The organism is Paenibacillus sp. J31R98, from assembly GCF_056269245.1.
In genome coordinates, this window is record NZ_JBWDNO010000001.1 from 1,720,197 (window position 1) to 1,739,515 (window position 19,319).

Consider the following 19,319-nt stretch of genomic DNA (forward strand, 5'->3'; position numbering starts at 1 on the left):
ACCGCCCATTCCAGAACACGTCGTGTCCAGAAAGAGCGGTGTGTGCTTCACAACCGTATTGAATTGAATTAAACATATCATAGCTTCTGAAAAATGAAAAGTAGAGGGATGCCAATTCCCACCATTATAGCAATTCCGACGAGCATACTTGCTCCATATGATACGGTGCGTTCAGATAATTGGATGGTTTCGCACGGAACTGGTGTTTCACCTGGAGATCGTTATTCCAGCGCACAGCGATCTTCCAATAACTATGCGGTTCGTTATCTCCTTGTTCCCACCCGCTAACTGCTCCGATACTTCCGAATCTTATCCGCATAAGACGCCGCCATCTGCTTGGCTGCCAGCTGGGACTCTGCATTTGCATACACCTGGAAGATCGGCTTCTCATGATCAGGAAGAATGAGCGTCCAGCCCTCTTCATGGAAGATCTTAATGCCATCTATCAGCTCGACATGCTTCCCTTTCGTCTCCTGCATCAAGAAGCGCATAACCTTCCCTTTCTCAGACCAAGGGCAGTCAACCTTCTCTTTCAGCAGCGCAAAAGCCGGGATCGTCTGCACCAGCTCGGATAACGAAGCTCCCTTATCCGCCATCATCTCCATGCAATGAACGAGCGTGTAGATGCCGTCGAGATAGACATGGAATCCGCCATGCTGGCAGCTCTCCAGAATGGAGCGCGTATCCGCCTTCGTCCGCGCGACTTTGCGATTGCTCTGGGCAACCATAAGCTCTGCGATCTCTGGAAAATGAACCGGCACATGAATGACATCGTCCTTGGACGCTTGCAGCTGGATGAGCATCTGAATCATATGGGTCAGCTCATCCGAGATCAGCTCGCCATGCTCCGTAACCAGCTGAATCCGCTGTCCGTTCGTATCGAGCATCAAGCCGAAGTCAGCGCCGTTGTCTCGCACCCAATGCGCAAGCTCCGAAGGCTCTTTAATGACGCCGTTCAACTGAATCACGCGGCAGCCCAGCTCCTGCAGAAACTCCGGCAATACATGGTTCAAGTTGTTCCCGTTATAGACCGTTACCACCTTATAGGAACGGCGCGCGATGAGCTTCGTATCGACGGACTCAAGCAGATCGCGGCGGTATAGACGGCTTACTTCTGCACAAGTGCGCTTCCGGCCGACTTCGCTTAGCTTGATGATGCGCTGATCTTCTTGCACAAAGGCATTCTCGATCTTGCGCTCCAACGCTTTCGTGATCGGCAAGCCTTGCTCATCCAAAAACTCAATGACTGCCTGCTCTTCTCCGTCTTCCTCAGTCATTCGCACGTAGATGCCAGCTGTGCAGTCGAGGTGACATGCCCCATAGCGGGCAATCGAGGAAGTGACAGCGCCAAAATGATACGTATGGATACCCGAAGCATGCAGTCCGGCAGCGAACGCTTCCGCCATCAATTCGGCGAATGGTGCCGCGTCATGGCCGATACCGACCGTAACGCCCATCGGCATCGATGTGCTTAGCGCCATCGACAACCGGTTCACGAAGCTGGTCGTCATATGGACGTTGCATGCGCCTTTGACGCCAAACTGCCCGAAGATCGTCTTCGCCGCCTGCTCGCCCCAGATGAGCGAACGCTTCAAGACGGCATTGTCTTCGACCGACTTGTTCGGGAACATTTTCACACCTGAGCCTACAACACTATGAACGCCAACGACACAATTGTCGCCGAGCACCGCGTCTTCATGAATCGAAGCACCGTAACGGCAAATCACATTCCGGCATAGCGTTGCGCCACTAATCTCCACGTTATTGTCCAGCATATTGTGCTTCCAAAGCACGGTTCTCTCTACCGAAGCCCGATCCAGGATCATAGATCCGCCGCCAATAATGCTATATTCGCCGATCATAGCTTGCTTGCCGATGACGCTGCGCTCCCCTATATAGGCTGGGCCAATAATGGAAGCCGTCGGATCAATCTTCACTCGCTCGCTCGCCCACACGCCCGGCGCAATCTCCCGTCCAGGCAAATCAATGTCGACTTTGCCGTCCAGCATATCGAACTGCGTTTGGCGATATTGATTCAGATTACCGATATCCGACCAATACCCATCAGCCACATAGCCGTACATCGGTCGGTTATTCTTCATGAGCAGAGGGAACAGATCCTTGCTGAAGTCGAACTCCTGATTCTTCTCCGAGTACTGGAATACTTCCGTCTCCAAGATATAGATCCCTGTGTTGACCGTATCGCTGAACACCTCGCCCCAGCTCGGCTTCTCCAGGAATCGGTTGATGCGGCCGCTCTCATCGGTCATCACGACGCCGAACTCTAGCGGGCTGTCGACTTGCGTCAATACAAGCGTTGCGACAGAGCCTTTCTCCCGGTGATAGTCGATCGCGCGAGTGAGATCGAAATCCGTAAGCGCATCGCCGCTGATGACGATGAACGTCTCGTCCAGGAACTGCTCTGCATTCTTCACGCTGCCGGCTGTGCCGAGCGGACTTTGCTCCTCGAAATAATGAAGACGGACGCCGAAATCCGAGCCATCGTCAAAATAATTTCGAATCGCTTCCGGAATAAATTGCACCGTAACTGCGATGTCCGTAATGCCGTGCTTCTTCAGCAGTGCAATCGTATATTCCATGACCGGACGGTCCAAGAGAGGAACCATAGGTTTCGGTGTGTTGCTCGTTAAGGGACGAAGACGGGTTCCTTTTCCACCAGCCATAATGACAGCTTTCATTGTAGCCCTCCTGTAATTTCAATTGTGGCAGCCGCTTCTTTGCTAGCTTGCAGCTGTGCTTGCTCTAGCACGACCTTGCGATACGTGCCGATTGTTTCACGCGCAATGGTATTCCAGTCATATTCATCAACCACTTTATGATAGGCGTTCCTCGCCATCGCTTTGGCATTGCTTTCGTCTTGCAGCATCATAGTGAGCCGCGTACTTAATGACTGCACGTCGCCTGGCAGCACCGTGTAGCCGTCTTCGCCGTCATGAACAATTTCCGCAAGTCCGCCTACACCGGAAACGATAACTGGCAGCTGTGCGGCCATAGCTTCAATCGCTACAATGCCGAACGGCTCGTAGAGACTTGGGAAGACTGCGGCATACGCCTCACGGAACAGCTGATTTCTTGTGCTGTCGTCTATAAATCCAGGGAAGCAAACTTTATCGCTAATACCCAGCTCGAATGCCCGGGATTTCAATTGATCCAGCATCGGTCCTTTGCCTGCCAGAACAAACTTCGCTTGCGGACAGGATGCGAGTACAGCTGGAATACTCTCGAGCAGAATATGAACGCCCTTCTCTCGAACCATTCTGCCGACATAGAAGACGATCTTCTCATCAGGCAGCGCGAAGGTCTCTTGTGTAACGTGTTCGGAACTAGAATGATCAGCTATTGCTTGGAAGTTATCTATGATCACGCCATTCGGAATCACATCCAGCTTATCCGCTGGGAGCTGGAAGAGACCGTGCAGTTCCCGCTCCATATACTCGCTGCACACGATGACCCGCCATGCTTCGTAGGTCATTTCCCATTCCTGATGGTGGATCTGATGCTGCAGCTCGGTGTGAATGCCTTGGTTGCGGCCATGCTCAGTCGCATGGATCGTTGCCACAAGCGGCAAGCCGAACTGGTACTTCAATGTCTTCGCCGCTTGATTGACCAGCCAATCATGGGCATGAATCAGATGGAACACGCCATAATTGCGGATCAAATGCGCAGCGTAATCGCTCATTGCTAGATTCAGCTGCAGAATCCATTCCATGAACGATAGATTCGCCGCTTGATAGGTGCGCACGCGATGGACATGCACGCCGCCATTGATCTCATAGGCAGGGTAGCCTTCTACATGAGAAGTAATGACGTGAACCTCTGTTCCAAGACTCACAAGCGTCCGGCTCAAATCAAAGACATGTCGCGACAGACCACCGACAACCATCGGCGGGTATTCCCAAGCCAGCATGAGCACTTTGAATCCTGTCGACGATGATGCCTGCAGATGGACGATGTTATCGTTGTCTATGGATCTGCCTGAGAAGTACACGCGATAATCCAAATCCGGGAACAGGTTATCTCGAAGTTCCACCTCAGCCAGCCACCGCTCATCTATGAATCCGGTTTGCAGCATTTCATAGAGTCGACCGAAACGGCCGACGTGATTATTCACTCTCTTAATGGCGTAGTCGACCATCGTGCGATTATCCATAATGAACGGCCAGTCGCTGCTTTGCGCCAGCAGCAGCTCACGCGCCGCTTGATTAAGCGCTCTGGTCTTCAGAGCATCCGCAGCCGGATAGCGATCTGCAAGCTCAATCATACGATCTTCCATATCATGCAGATGGCGATAAATCCACTGATTCGTATCGTTCAGCCATACTTCTCCATATCCGCCTCTTCCCCACGTTGAGAATGCGAGACGGCACTGTTCATTGACCGGATACTCATCCAAATAAGCCGTAGGTGTCGACAGCTTCACCGTCTGTTGCTCGGAATCTATCTTCCTGAACAGCTCCTCCAGCCACATCGGACCTTCATACCACCAATGACCGAACAGCTCCGCGTCATACGATGCGACGATGATCGGTTTGCGGTGCATATTCCCCGCTAGATGCTGAATTTGCTTCTCCCGGTTGAACATGAAATTGCCCGCATGGCGCTCAGCCTTCTGGCGCGCCCAGTCCAGGTTGTAAATCTGCTTCTCCATGTTCTGGCCTGTGATCCGGCAGTATTTCATCCCCGTGTTCAATCTCAGCCCTTCCACCGGAAGATGAGGATTCAGATATTCCATATCAAGCTCGTAGCCTATATCGCGATAATATTCGCGGTAATCGTTATCACCCGGATAGCCTTCCTGTGCGCTCCACACCTGCTTCGAAGTCTCTTGATCCCTAGCGAATGCGGCGATGCCTCCAGGAGTCATGATCGGCGCGTATACGCCTTGAGCCGGCGCTGGATCTGCATGCTGGAACACATGGCTATCGGTCATGAAGAATTGGATACCGAATTCCCGAAGCACATGATCAAGCTCCTCTCGGTATCCGCATTCCGGCAGCCAGATGCCGCGCGGTGCTTTGCCGAAATGCTCGCTGTGTACCTTCACGGCATTCTCAATCTGAGCCCGAAGCGCTTGCTCCGTACGGATATAAGGCAAGATGGCATGCGTTGCGGAGCAAGTGATGATCTCCAAACAGCCTCGATCCGACATCGCTTTGAAGCCTGCTATAATGCAGGAATTGTAATCCTCTAGGAAACGCCGGCGAGTATGGCGGAACTTCTCCGCGTACATCATGACAACAGGCAGCAGCGCTTCATCTTCTTGAACTCTAGCAATCTCTTTATCCGCAAGCGCGATAAGTTGATCCATATGTTGAACGTACCGCTCCTGCAGCAGCGGGCTTGCAAGCATGGAGAGCAGCGTCGGCGTCATCGACATCGTTAGCTGAAACGTCACTTGGTCCCGAACGAGCCCCTCCATCATGTTCAGCAGCGGAATATACGTTTCGGTAATGGCCTCAAAAAGCCAGCGTTCCTCGATATAACGTTCACTTTCAGGATGATGCACATAAGGCAGATGAGCGTGCAGCACAATGGAGAGATAACCTTTTTCCACAGTAGACTTCCTTTCCGGTTGTTTATTCTGCAATGGAGTACCCGGTGAACGATTCAGCCCAATCGGGCTGCTTGACTGGCTCAACACTGGCCCACACGCTGTTGTTCTGAGCGGAGCTGTGCTCGCCGTGCAGTCTTGGCGTTTCGACCGCTTGTGAGCGAAGCAGCGAAATAAATCTGCCGTCAATTGCAGTCGTGCCGAGATCGACACAGTAAACAGTTCCCGCCGACATTCCTTTGATGAACCAATTGTCCGCCTGCGCATTCACCTGAATATCCCACGACCGGTTCGCGTTATCGCCATGGAAAGCCGTGTACGATACGTCGTATACCCGTAGCCATTTGGGCAGCTCTTGCCAAGCACAGTGAAAATGCTGCTCAATCATCCGAATTCGCCGCTCGGTCAGCATCCAATAAACATATAAGGTATTCGGATCTCTTGGGAGCAGCACAAGCCTGTCCTGATTGAGGCTTGAGGTCTGCGGCAAGTATGCAAAGTCCACATCAGGAACTTCTGCATGCTGACCTTTCCTTCCACCGCTACGGCTGCTCTGCGGCAGAAGACCATGCTTCGCCAAGTGATACCTGACCTTACTGCTGCTGATGCCAAGACGCGCTGCAATTTCCCTCTGAGACAATCCATCTTGCTTTAATCGAATGATATCTTCCAAACGACAACGTACCCCCTTCATGCTTATTGCGGCTGCTCTACAATCGCTAAACATCTACCGCACATTTACGCATTATAAAGGGATCTGGCTGAAAATTTGCTCGAACGATGCGATATAAAAAAAATAGAGACAAGGACTCATCTGCAACAGATGTCCCATGCCTCTTTTTCCAAATTCATGTTTTTTTTTCGTGAAAATCCATCATTGAATACGCTTTATCAGCGCGATACACAAACAGGCATAAAGAACTAGGGGACTAAATACCTATTCAACGTTTGGCTGATGCTGTCGGCAGATTTACAGATATTAGTCGTGCTTCGACAGCAATCACAAAGCGACTGACACGGCTTGTAACAAATCAGTCACTTTTCACATCAAACGAATAACTGACTGGTTAATTCATTGCGTTCTCAGCTGAATTTACTCGTTATTGAAGCCGCTCATGAAGCTCTTGCCGATATTGTTCCATATCAATGACGCGGCTCTCCAGGCGCGATTTCTCGGCGGCGAATGCCATCAGATGGCTCTGGACGGATACTTGCGCCCCTGTCAGGCTCGCTCCCTTCCCGCCTTCGCTCACCAGCTTAATGAAGTCGCGCATAATGCCGAAATCTCCTCCGCCATGCCCTTCAGCCGGCGCTTGAATCGTAATCGTCTTCGTTGCTCCTGTTGAGAAATTAAACAGCTCGATGACGTTCTTCTCCATATGCGCTCGTATCTGACCACCGGTTCCCATCACATTCATGGACCTGCCGCCTTCCATCGTAAAGGCGCACATGGTGAAGGCAACCGTTACCTCATTGGCGAATTCCAAATTGACGACCTGGTGATCGACAACGTTATTATCGCAGTGGTAGACGCATCTGCCATAGGGTCCAACTCGCAATTCATGCAGTACAGCTTCTCTGCTGATATCTTCACTGACGACCTTGCGTATTGCGAGACCAGCCCAATCTTCGCGCTCCAGGTACATTCTCGGTGCGTAATACGGGCATGTTTTCTCTACAGGACATCCATCCGTACAGCGTAAGGGAGCACCTTCCGGAGCATGCTCAGCACGAAAATGCGTGAGCGACCCGAACGACGATACTTTTGTACAATTCGAATCCGCTAGCCATAGCAGCACGTCCATATCATGGCAGCTTTTGGACAGAATCATCGGGCTGGAAGACTCCGAGTTGCGCCAATTCCCGCGTACGAAGCTGTGTGCTTGATGTCGATGCTCCACATTCTCTGTATGCTGAATCGCAATCAATTGTCCGATCGCGCCATCGACAAGCAACTGCTTCAGCTGTTTATAGAATTCGGTATAGCGCAGTACATGACATATCGCGAATACCCGGTCATGCTTCGCCGCAATTTCACCTAATTGCACACACTCTTCCGGACTCGCCGCCATTGGCTTCTCCAGGAGCACATGATAGCCCTTCTCGAGCGCTCGTTTCGCTGGTTCGTAATGCAGCTGATCCTGCGTGCAGATCACAACCGCATCTGCAAGCTTCGGGCCATCCAGCAGTTCTTCCCATTGAGCGAAGCTGTACTCTACGGCGATGCCATGAGCGACTTGAAAGTTCGCACGCCTAACCTCGTCGAATTCGGCTACAGCTATAAACTGCAGCTCGCCCGGGAACTCGAGACCGTATGGACCATACGCGCGAGCACCGCGTTGACCAGCTCCGATTAACGCCGCTGTCACTATTGACATCAACATCCATCTCCTATCGCAGCGATCCTTTGTATGCTCGATTATGATGCGACTACGCCTGCCTTAACAAGTGACTAAAAAGAACAAGACTGCCTAAATCGGCAGTCTTGTGAGGATTATCCATAGAGTTGTTCGAATTCAGCCTTCGTCATGCCATAAATACACTCATCGTAATGCCGGCCTTTCGTATAGACCATATTCCGCAACGTGCCTTCCAGCTGGAAGCCAAGATGTTCTTGGAGCGCTCTCGACCCGTCGTTGAATGCATACACAGATGCGCTCACCTTCTGATAGCGGAGCTCCTCAAAGTAGTAGCGCAGCACCGTCTTCACCGAATCCGTAGCATAACCGTTGCGCCAATGCTCGCGGAAGATAGAGATTCCGTACTTAAACGTTCCAGTACGCGCATTGCAGCTCATCGTATTCATGCTGCCGACAAGCGTCCCGTCATGGGTAACAATCGCCAGAAACACATTGTCGCCGTCTGGACCGCTCTGCGCCTGCTGCAGCGCCCACATCCCAGTGCCTTCCTCCGAGCGGGGAAAATGAATCTCGTCACATAATCTCGCATTCTCGGAATCGAGATCATTATTATGAAACTCTGCCCAATCCTCCGGCTTGACCGGACGCAGCCTAACTTTGGAGCCTGACCAAGCGTAATGAGTCGACATTCTGCTGCTTAACCTCCTTGATCTGCTTGCATAAACTTCCATCTCTTCTACTACGTTAGCATAAAATGACCTTAAACTGCATAAAAAAGTGCCCGAGAAGAAGTCACAAAGACCTCACTCTCGGACACACAGCTTCGTCGCTATGTCGATACAGACGCCACTTCGTCCCCATCGCGTCTCAATTTGCCTCTAGCAAACGAACACTTGCCTCGTCGTTGTAATATTTGCTCATCGCGACAAGCATATTGCCCATGCGTTCCTCTTCTGGATATAAGACGCGAAGGACGCCTTCTTCCCTTATCGATTCTGCAGTCAACTTGCCAATCGCAACCGCAAGCACGCTTGTCGACATTGCTTCATGAACTGCTTCCAAGATGCCAAGACGCGCCGCGTAGCCCATCACATAGCGGACCTGCACCGTACTCGTAAAGGTCACGGCGTCGATTTCACCACGGACGATCTCCTGCAGAAGCTGCTCAATGACTTCGTCAGCTGGCGGCACATGTCGATACGGCAAGAGCTCCTCACATATCGCTCCGCGCTGAATGAGCTCCCCGGTAATCTTCGGCGCAGGATCGCCATATAATTGGAGCGCAACACGGCAGCCATGCAAGTCATAGCCGTCTAGTGCCCGCAGCAAGCCGGCTGTTGTGCCGTCATCATCGCGCACTTCCGGCACAAGATCCAGCTTGCGCAGCGCATTCACCGTCTTGTAGCCTCGAGCAGCCAGCTTCATTCGGCTAAGCGCTGCCCGGAACGGCTCGGCTAAGCCGAGCTTCTCTGCGGTTTGCAGCAGCGCTTCAGTCCCCGCGCCCGTCGTGAGGACCAGCCAATCGGCGGGCTGGTCAATGAGTTCCCGAAGCTGCAGCTCGATATGCGAATCATCGAGAAATACCGTTCCTTGCGCCGGACGGATGACAGCTGTGCCCCCGAATTTGCCAATCATGCGACTTAACTCTTCGGCTTTGCGCGGGCCGGTCACCGCTATGATTTTGCCATCTAATCGCGCCATGTCCGCATTCCTCCTCTAGGATACTTTGGGCTCGCTAATGTCGATCCGAAGGACAACATTATCTCTCTCGTCAATATAGACAGGGAATGTCTGCACACATCCATCATCCGGCGCCTGTACAAGCCCGTCATTCAAGCTGATCTTCCAGTCATGAAGCGGGCAGTAGACATGGCTCCCGCACACGATGCCTTCCGACAATTTGCCACCCTTGTGCGGGCAACGGTTCTCGATCGCCGTGATCGTTCCATCGGATTGCTTGAACATCGCAAGCTCAAGATCGCCTAAACGCACAACTCTGCCTCTGCGCTCCGGAAATTCGGACAAATGTCCGATAATGACATCATTCATCCTTCGGTCCCTCCCATCATGTTCGATCCGCTGGGTTCAATGCTTGCGGCAGCTTCAGTAGATACAGGCGCCGTAAGGGCTTCGAATGCGCTGAGGAGATCATCGTTCTCCACGATTTGCTTCCACGGATCCTGCGTACGGCCCAGCGTCACATCAATTCGCTCATTAAGCGCATCGCGGTCCGCTTGATTCGCTAACGCTGCCTTAATTGTATCGAGTCCGACCCGAACCGACCATTCACTTGTCCGTTCGCCAAAGTTCGCCGTCTCGCGATAATACTGCAAGTAAGCGCCGGTCCACTCCAGCACCTCTTCCTCCGTCTTCACTTTCGTAAGCAGATCAGCCGCACGCACGCGCATCCCGCCGTTGCCGGCCACATATAATTCCCAGCCGCCATCAATCGCAACAACGCCGAGGTCCTTGATCGTTGCCTCCGCACAGTTGCGCGGACAGCCGGAGACAGCCAGCTTCACCTTGTGTGGCGTATTCAAACGCTCAAACTTCTTCTCCAGGTCGATGCCCATCTTGATCGCATCCTGCGTGCCGAACCGGCAAAATGTATTGCCGACGCATGTCTTCACCGTACGCAGCGCTTTCCCGTATGCATAGCCTGATGGCATAGCGAGATCCTTCCATACGTTCGGAAGATCTTCCTTCTTCACGCCAAGCAAGTCAATACGCTGACCGCCTGTGATCTTGACGAGAGGCACGTTATATTTCTCCGCAACGGATGCAATTTTCTTCAAGTCCCCTGGGGTCGTCACACCGCCGTAGATCCGCGGAACGACCGAGAACGTTCCGTCTTTCTGAATATTCGCGTGGTTACGCTCATTGACGAACCGGGATTCCAACTCATCCTCATGGTCTTCCGGGTAGATCATGCCAATGTAATAGTTAAGTGCAGGGCGGCACTTCGAGCAGCCTTCGGGATTATTCCATTCAAGCACATGCATCACTTCTTTGGTCGTTGTCAGCCTCATCCGGCGAATAGCCTCGACAACAGCATCGCGCGTGAGTGCCGTACACCCGCAGATTCCTTCCTTCACCGCAGCGACTTGATCCGATCCAATCGTCGCTGTTAGAATCGCTTCAACGAGTGGCTTACATGTTCCGCAGCTGCCTGATGCCTTCGTGCAAGCTTTAATCTCGCCGACGCTGACACAGCCTTTCTCCATAATAGCTTTAACGATGGTTTCCTTCGCCACGCCATTACAGCCGCAGACGATCTCGTCACCGCTCATCGCTGCTGCAAGGTCAGCCTCGCTCAAGCTGCGCCCACCGCCGCTGGATGACCCGCCCCCGCCGAACAGGATCTCTTTCTCTCGGCCCGAATAATCTTCGCCGCTCCGAATCGCAGCATACACTTTGGAGCTCTCAATCGTATCTCCGAACAGTACCGCGCCTACGACTCGGCCGTTCTCAAAGACGATTTTCTTGTATACGCCCTCCAGATCATCCTGTACGCGAAGCGCCTTCGTTCCCGGCTCATCCGCATAACGCCCTGCGGAGAAGACATGGACACCTGATACCTTCAGCTTCGCGGAAACGACCGATCCTTTATATCCATCAACGGCGATGCCAGCAAGCCTCTTGGCAAGAATCGCTCCTTGTTCGTAAAGCGGCGCAACGAGTCCATATAAGGTTTCTCTGTGCTCCGCGCACTCGCCGACCGCATGGATATTCGGAAGATTCGTCTGCATGTAATCGTCGACGACGATGCCACGATTCACTTGAATGCCGCTCTCTACCGCGAGCTGCACGTTCGGCCTGATGCCGACAGCCATCACGACGAGATCGGCGGCTTCTTCCGTACCATCCTTGAAGCGGAGTCCACTAACCCGCTCTTCGCCGAGAACCGCATCTGATTGCTTCTGCAGCAAGAATCGCATCCCTTGCCGCTCCAGCTCCTCCTGCAGCATGCGCGAGGCAGTCGCATCGAGCTGGCGCTCCATTATGTGAGCATGCTTATGAACGACACTCACTTCCATGTTCTGATGAATCAATCCGCTTGCGGCTTCGAGGCCCAGCAGCCCGCCGCCGATGACGATTGCTTTGCGATAATGCTTCGCCGTTTCCATCATCGTCTCACAATCCTTGATGTCTCGGAATGCGATGACGCCTTCCTTATCCGCGCCAGGCAGCGGAAGCATATACGGCAGCGATCCGGTCGACAGCACCAACTCGTCATAAGGAATGGTTGCGCCTTTATCGGTTACGACAGCTTTTGCAGCCGGATCAATAGAGGTCACCGTCTCCCCCGTGTGAAGGTTGATGTGATTCTCCTTATACCAATCCCAATCGTTCAAGATAATATCCTGCATCTTCGCGTCGCCTGCAAGTACGGACGAGAGCATAATCCGGTTATAGTTCGGATACGGCTCTGCGCCGATAATGGTAACGTCGAATCGCCTTGGATTCAGCTTCAAGAGCTGCTCCACGAACGAAACGCCGGCCATGCCGTTGCCGATCATTACTAATCGTTGTCTCATCGCTTCTCTCTCCTCGTATAAAAACATAAAAGCCTACCCCGTTTGTCGTCATGACAAAGCAGGATAGGCTCCATTGCCTGAAAGAAGAGGCACGCCATTGTGCCAACCAAGTTTCGTTTACTTGGGTTAAGTATATGTGAGAGAACGTCTTGTGTCAATAAACTTAACATGATAATTAGAAAACGGTCATTTACATGACAATCATACGGTAATCGTTCATTTGGTTATCGACGGAACCAGCTATTGGTGTTATATTAGATTACATATTTTCCAAGAACCATCTGAACGACTGGCGATTGCGCCATCATTGCGAGGTGATTGTTATTCCAAGAACCATTCTTCTTATTGAATCAGGATCACGCGCCATCCAATCTCCCCCTCTTCTTCAGCAAAGCTGCCATAAGCTGTACCGCGCAGCAACATCCAGCGAAGCCCAGCATCATATTCATATTGCGGATGCCGTCGTCCTTCACGTGCCGCATGCCAACCTGATCGATTGGCAGACGACGATCATTAGCATGCGGCGGCTGCCCACCTATTGGCTATGCTCCGAAGAAATTGCCCTCAAGCAAGGCGACTGGGGCTACGCGCCGGACGGACTCTTGTTCCCAACGATGACTGTTAGCGAGATGAAGCTTGCCCTGCAATGGGGCCTCCGTAACTTTCAGCAGCGCAAGCACTGGGCGGAAGAACGCGAGCAGCTCCTCATGCGCCTCGAAGAACGGAAGTGGATTGACCAAGCGAAAGCTGTTCTGTGCGAGGTAAAAGGCATATCTGAGGCGGAAGCGTATGACTTCTTGCGCAAGCAGGCGATGAATGAACGGAAACGAATCGGCGATATTGCCGCTTCGATCGTCAAGGTGTATCAATTGATCCATGGCTAGCAAAATATTATGTTAGCTATATTGACATGAACATTTCACGGCGCATATAATGCAACTAAGATCACAATGACGTGAATCGAAAGACGAAATAATTGGCATGCACACCGATGTGCAGCCACTGGCGATGAGGCCGTATTGCAGTTCTAATGACTGCAGTGCGGCCTTTTTATGTTCAATTAACCCGGGGACGGGAGAGGAGACCTGAGAACAATGATGAATAGAGAGAGCTTTTTGAAGAGTGGGCATACCCCAACGCTAGCGAGCGCCTTCTTATACTTTGACACGAGCTTTATGATATGGGTTCTGCTTGGACCGCTAGCCGTAATTATTATGAACGATTACCAGATGGATGCAGCGCAGAAAGCGAATTTAGTCGCGCTTCCCATACTCGGCGGCTCCATTCTACGGCTTGTGCTCGGTTATATGACAGACGTCATCGGACCTAAGCGCACTGGACAGATCGGTATGCTACTTACTGTCGTTCCGCTTGTATGGGGCTGGAAATTCGCCGACTCGCTTAACGAGCTGTACATCGTAGCTCTCCTGCTCGGCATTGCCGGCGCTTCATTCGCTGCAGCTTTACCGCTCGCCAGCCGCTGGTACCCTCCGCAATATCAAGGGCTCGCAATGGGTATTGCCGGAGCCGGCAACAGCGGCACCGTCTTCACAACGCTGTTCGCGAATCGGATTGCTGAGCATTACGGATCTTGGCATATTGTCTTCGGGCTTGCGCTGCTGCCTATTGCATTGGTGTTCATCATCTTCACCCTGTTTGCCAAAGACAGTCCGAATCAGCCATCTCCGCGCAAGCTAACCGATTATGGTTCAGTGCTTAAACAGCGCGATACTTGGATGTTCTGTCTCTTGTATGGAGTCACCTTCGGCGGATTCGTCGGCATGTCCAACTACCTGACCATCTTCTTTAACACGCAATACGGTTTGAGTCCGGTGCATGCGGCTGATTTCACAACGGTCTGCGTCATCGCAGGGAGCTTCTTCCGACCGGTCGGCGGCTGGCTGGCAGATAAATTCGGCGGCGTGCGCATGCTAATGGCACTCTACGGCGTATGCGCGCTCATGATGGCTTCCATCTCCTTCCTCCCACCGCTCTATCTCATCGTTCCGCTGCTGTTTATCGGCATGATGGCGCTCGGTATGGGCAATGGCTCCGTCTTCCAACTTGTGCCTCAACGCTTCACGAGCGAGCTCGGTATCGTAACCGGCATTGTCGGTGCAGCTGGAGGATTAGGCGGATATTTCCTGCCGAATCTGTTAGGCAGCCTGAAGCTATCAACCGGTTCTTACACGATAGGATTTCTCATTCTGAGTGGCGTCGCACTAACGTGCATCGTTCTTATCTTAGCTGCGCAAGGCTCTTGGAAGCGTACCTGGTTCACAACTGGCCGTGGCCCCGTTGTTGATTCAAACCATTCAACAATCGCTTCTTAGCAATAGTTTAAAGCCCAGCCGAGCTTTAAAAGGAGGAATTACGATGGCGTTATTGCCACTCACCGCCTCTGCATCTTCTGGTGCAGAGCGGCTCCACTCGCACTGTTGTTACTGCAGCATGCAATGCGGCATCGATCTCATCCGCGCCGATAACGATTTCGGCTGGGAAGTAAAGCCGAGTCAGCACTTCCCTGTCGCTACCGGCCGGTTATGCCAGAAAGGACTGAATGTGCTCGGTCATGCGGTCCACTCCGAGCGGCTTCTCGCGCCGATGCGCAGGAGTGTTGCAGGTGGCTCCGCATCTTCTTGGTCGGCGGCCAGCTGGGATGATGCGCTTGGCGATATTGCAAGCCGCATTCAAGCAATTCAATCGAAATACGGGAATGACGCGGTAGCCGTGTTCGGCGGCGGGTCGCTGACGAATGAAGTCTGCTACTTGCTCGGCAAATTCACCCGCGTTGCGCTGCGCTCCAAGTATATTGACTACAATGGACGGTATTGCATGTCTTCGGCAGCCGCAGCTCAAAATCGTGCTTTTGGCGCTGATCGCGGCTTGAATGTCACGCTGGAGGATATCCCGAAGGCGAAGTATATCATTCTGGCGGGCACCAACATTGCCGAATGCCAACCGACGATGATCCCCTACTTGCTCGAAGCGAAGAAGCAAGGCGCGATCATCGTTACGATAGACCCCCGCCGAACGATGACTTCGAAGATCGCAGATATTCATATCAATCTGCAGCCCGGATTCGACTCCGTCTTCGCGAGCGGATTGATGCACGTCATTCTGGAAGAAGGCTTATACGATGCAAGGTTTGTGGAACAGCATACGAATGGATTAGCAGAAGTACGTGAAGCGGTACGTCCCTTCTCTTCTGAGAACGTGTCACACTATACCGGCATTCCGAAGGAAGTCATTCGTACGGTAGCAAGAGGGTTTGCTCAAGCCGAGACAGGGATGATCTTCACGGCGCGCGGTATTGAGCAGCAAGTGAACGGCGTCGAACATACGCTCAGTTATATTAATCTGTGCCTGGTCACTGGCAAGATCGGCAAGCCTGGCTGCGGCTTCGGTCCGATCACCGGTCAAGCGAACGGACAAGGCGGCCGCGAGCATGGACAGAAGGCCGACCAGCTGCCCGGTTACCGTTTGATTGAAGATCCATCGGCCCGAAGCCATGTCGCATCCGTCTGGGGCATCGATCCCGAAGAGTTGCCCGGCAAAGGCGTCTCGGCGTATGAGCTATATGGCAAGATCCATGATGGCGAGATCAAGGCGATGATCGTGCTTGGCTCGAATCCACTTGTTTCAAGCCCCAACAGCGCGCGAGTCGTTGAAGCCCTTCAGAAGCTCGAGCTGCTCGTCATTATAGATATGTTCGCAACCGAGACAGCCGATCATGCCCACTGGCTTCTGCCGTCCTCATCCTTCCTAGAAGCGGAAGGCACATTAACCAACTTGGAAGGCCGTGTCTTCCATCGTCCCAAAGCGTTCGAAACACCGGGAGAAGCGCTCGAAGACTATGAAATCATTTGCAAACTAGCGGAAAAGCTAGGCCGAGGAGCGTACTTTGCGTTCGAATCGCCGGAGTCGATATTTGACGAGCTGCGCCTCGCTTCTGCTGGCGGTATTGCCGATTATAGCGGCATGTCTTACACGAGATTGAAGGAGCATAAAGGGTTATTCTGGCCTTGTCCATCGCCAGATCATCCCGGTACGCCTCGCATGTTCGAGAACGGCACCTTCTTACATGCAGATGGACGCGCCAAGCTGCATGCCATTACGCCGATGAAGCCAGCAGAGACGACTGACCGCGAATATCCGTTCATCCTGACAACGGGCAGGCTTGGCAATCACTATCTAAGCGGCGCCCAAACTCGGCGAACAGCGGCGCTGCTGAAGAAAGCGCCTGTTCCTGTAGCCGAGATCCACCCTCATGCCGCAGAGCAAATTCTGCTGCGACCCGGAGACCGCATTCGGCTGACGACGCGAAGAGGCTCACTCACCTTCGATGTGAAGGTGACGCCAGACATTCATCCTACAAGCGTGTTCGTCCCCTTCCACTGGGGCGGCGAGCATTCAATCAATCTGCTGACGAACGATGCGCTTCACCCGATCAGTCGAATGCCAGAGTTTAAAGTTTGCGCGGTGCGACTAGAGCGTGTTAGTCAAGACTCTGTAGCGAGAGCGAGCTCCTCTTCCACGTCATAACAGAAGAAACTGTTCCCGCACAACCGTGCGAGAACAGTTTCTTCATTCAACATTTAGCTAAGGAACGTCATCCGCCTATTCTAACGTTTATCACCTTCGCCTTAATCATCTTCGTGTTTGCCTGGTTTCTTGCCGGGCTTATGCTCCTTAGGTCCTTGCTTATCAGGCCCCTTGTGATCATCCTTCGGTTTCTTCGGCCCCTTAGGACCGGCTGGATGATCCCGCCCTGCCTCCGGTTTCCCCTTTGGTTCGTCTCTGCTTTCCTTGTCTCCTTGATTGCCGTGTTTCTTTCCCGGCAGCTGTGGAGCTTTAGGGAAATTCATCACAGGCTCGTCCTTCATCGCTTCACTCATCAGCGAGTGAAACACCGCAGCTGCAGCCTTGGACGTCGTCGTTAAGTAGTGCGACGCATCAGTATGATCATAGCCAAGCCATACAGCACCAACTAGCTGCGGCGTGTACCCGACGAACCAATTGTCCTTGATCCCTTCGCCGCCGGTACCCGGCATCTCCGTTGTACCCGTCTTGCCGGCAATCGGCCGACCTTCGATAGCCGCGACTTCGCCCGTGCCTTCTTCCACAACACCTTGCAGCATTGACGTCATCGTCCTTGCTACGGCTGGGTCCGTTACCTGAATCGCCTCTTCCGATGGCGCTTCTGCTAGCAACTCGCCGTCTGCCGATTCGATGCGAACGATCGCATGTGCCGTGAAACGCTTGCCATCATTGGCAAAAGCGCCGAACGCATCCGCCATCTCAAGCGGCGAAACGCCTTCTTGCAATCCGCCAAGCGCAAGTCCAAGTGTCCGATCAGCATCAGACAACTTAATCCCGAACCGCTCAGCAGCTTCCATTCCGGCATCAATGCCCATTTCGTTCAGCAGCTCAACCGCCGGAATGTTATAGGAATTGACGATCGCTTCGTAGATCGACACCTCGCCGTGGTATCCGCCACCGGCGTTCTTCGGTGCGTACCCGCCAAAGTCAACGGGCTCGTCCATAAGCGTATCGCTCGGCTGATAACCTCGCTCGAACGCCGGCGTATATACGGAGATCGGCTTCATCGTCGAACCCGGCTGGCGTTTTAATTGAACAGCCCGATTAAATCCGCGGAACGGCTGGTCTCCACGACCGCCAATAAGCGCCTTGATTCCGCCATTTCGTGGATCCAGCAGAACGGCGCCGCTCTGAATAAGCTGATCCGAAGCGCTCTTCGGGAACACGGACGCTTGCGCATATACATGCTCCGCTGCCTGCTGCATCTTCGTATTCAATGTCGTATAGATACGCAGTCCGCCATGGAGCACTTCATTTTCACTCAGTCCATATTGCTCCGAAGCTTCGCGGATAATCTGATCCACGAAATACGGATATTTCATCCCGTCTCCTCGGGTTGCCTTGGTACTGCTTAATTTGATCGACATCTTGCTTGCCGCCTCATATGTACTCGGGCTGATCTTGCCCTGATCTCGCATAAGCTGCAGCACAACATTGCGCCGCTCTTTCGCCTCTTCCATATGCTTGTATGGCGACAATGCCGACGGCGCTCTAATAATGCCCGCGAGGAGCGCAGCTTCCGACAACGTGAGCTTCTGGGCACTCTTCCCGAAATACGTGCTTGCTGCCCGCTTAATCCCCCAAGCCCCTTCGCCAAAATAGATCTGGTTGAGATACATCTCGATAATTTGCTGCTTCGTATAGGTCTGCTCAATCTTCTTCGCCAGCAGCGCTTCATTCCATTTGCGCGACCATGTCCGCTCTTGCGTCAGGAATACATTCTTCGCCAGCTGCTGCGTAATCGTGCTCGCGCCTTCGACCGTTTTGCCGCTTGTTACATTCGTGAACAGCGCGCGTCCAATCCCCCATACATCTGTACCATGATGCTCAAAAAATCGTTTATCCTCCACAGCTACCACGGCATCAATGAGCTGCTTCGGCAAGGCATCATAGCTCACCGGTTCAATCGTTGTGTTCAATTTGATCCGGCTTGCTTCCTTCTCATTATCGTCCATAATGACCGTTGCCGTGGGCAGCGGTTTTGCGAGCAGCGATATATCTTGCCTATCTACCAAAGCACGAAGCGTGAACAAACCAGCGATAATTACCAGCACCACGGCCACTGCGAGCGAAACGAATATTTTCGTCCATCCGATTCGCCGTTTCTTTGCGCCCCTTTTAGAACGATTACTGTCCATCAATAACCACCTGCTCTTCCAAACCTACTTAAACACTCAGATAGTAGTTCGCAGAGCATGCGGTTTTTCGGTAGGTAGGCTCCCAAACGCAAAAAAAATCCGCGGAAGC

12 protein-coding genes are annotated in these 19,319 nt (G+C 52.7%); 3 read left to right on the forward strand and 9 right to left on the reverse strand.

The window, feature by feature from the left end:
- Positions 1–284: 284 nt before the first annotated feature.
- The 8 genes from AC0YNX_RS07775 to nirB form a co-directional block, all read right to left on the reverse strand.
- The gene (locus tag AC0YNX_RS07775; protein WP_475815051.1) at positions 285–2,699 is read right to left on the reverse strand and encodes a sugar phosphate nucleotidyltransferase; all 2,415 of its coding nucleotides are present in this window, start codon (positions 2,697–2,699) and stop codon (positions 285–287) included.
- Entirely contained in the window at positions 2,696–5,575 is a 2,880-nt protein-coding gene (locus tag AC0YNX_RS07780; RefSeq protein ID WP_475815052.1) for a 1,4-alpha-glucan branching protein domain-containing protein, read from the reverse strand. The genes AC0YNX_RS07775 and AC0YNX_RS07780 overlap by 4 nt, the downstream gene beginning before the upstream one ends.
- A gap of 22 nt (positions 5,576–5,597) precedes the next feature.
- Complete coding sequence (locus AC0YNX_RS07785) at positions 5,598–6,245, reverse strand: DUF4912 domain-containing protein (RefSeq protein WP_475815053.1); 648 nt, start codon at positions 6,243–6,245, stop codon at positions 5,598–5,600.
- Positions 6,246–6,672: 427 nt separating this feature from the next.
- Positions 6,673–7,950: a Gfo/Idh/MocA family protein gene (locus AC0YNX_RS07790; RefSeq protein ID WP_475815054.1), complete on the reverse strand. Its 1,278-nt coding sequence runs from the start codon at positions 7,948–7,950 to the stop codon at positions 6,673–6,675.
- A gap of 116 nt (positions 7,951–8,066) precedes the next feature.
- Entirely contained in the window at positions 8,067–8,621 is a 555-nt protein-coding gene (locus AC0YNX_RS07795) for a GNAT family N-acetyltransferase (protein WP_475815055.1), read from the reverse strand.
- Positions 8,622–8,799: 178 nt separating this feature from the next.
- Positions 8,800–9,633, reverse strand: coding sequence for a uroporphyrinogen-III synthase (locus AC0YNX_RS07800; RefSeq protein ID WP_475815056.1), 834 nt, complete (start codon positions 9,631–9,633; stop codon positions 8,800–8,802).
- A 15-nt stretch (positions 9,634–9,648) separates the two neighbouring features.
- Positions 9,649–9,981: a nitrite reductase small subunit NirD gene (gene nirD, locus AC0YNX_RS07805; RefSeq protein ID WP_475815057.1), complete on the reverse strand. Its 333-nt coding sequence runs from the start codon at positions 9,979–9,981 to the stop codon at positions 9,649–9,651.
- Positions 9,978–12,470 carry a nitrite reductase large subunit NirB gene (gene nirB / locus AC0YNX_RS07810; RefSeq protein WP_475815058.1) on the reverse strand — a complete coding sequence of 831 codons (2,493 nt, stop codon included), beginning with the start codon at positions 12,468–12,470 and terminating at the stop codon, positions 9,978–9,980. Before nirB ends, nirD begins: the two co-directional genes overlap by 4 nt.
- A 314-nt stretch (positions 12,471–12,784) precedes the next feature.
- On the opposite strand from nirB, the gene AC0YNX_RS07815 reads away from it, so the two are divergent.
- The 3 genes from AC0YNX_RS07815 (at position 12,785) to AC0YNX_RS07825 (ending at position 17,015) form a co-directional block, all read left to right on the forward strand.
- Entirely contained in the window at positions 12,785–13,354 is a 570-nt protein-coding gene (locus tag AC0YNX_RS07815) for an ANTAR domain-containing response regulator (RefSeq protein ID WP_475815059.1), read from the forward strand.
- A gap of 213 nt (positions 13,355–13,567) precedes the next feature.
- Positions 13,568–14,803 (forward strand): nitrate/nitrite transporter, encoded by a 1,236-nt coding sequence (locus AC0YNX_RS07820; RefSeq protein ID WP_475815206.1) that lies wholly within the window; start codon positions 13,568–13,570, stop codon positions 14,801–14,803.
- 43 nt (positions 14,804–14,846) lie between these two features.
- Complete coding sequence (locus AC0YNX_RS07825; RefSeq protein WP_475815060.1) at positions 14,847–17,015, forward strand: molybdopterin oxidoreductase family protein; 2,169 nt, start codon at positions 14,847–14,849, stop codon at positions 17,013–17,015.
- Positions 17,016–17,116: 101 nt separating this feature from the next.
- Here the strand turns inward: AC0YNX_RS07825 and AC0YNX_RS07830 are convergent, their stop codons facing one another.
- On the reverse strand, positions 17,117–19,210 hold the full coding sequence (locus AC0YNX_RS07830) for a transglycosylase domain-containing protein (RefSeq protein WP_475815061.1): 2,094 nt from the start codon (positions 19,208–19,210) through the stop codon (positions 17,117–17,119).
- Between the last annotated feature and the right edge of the window lie 109 nt (positions 19,211–19,319).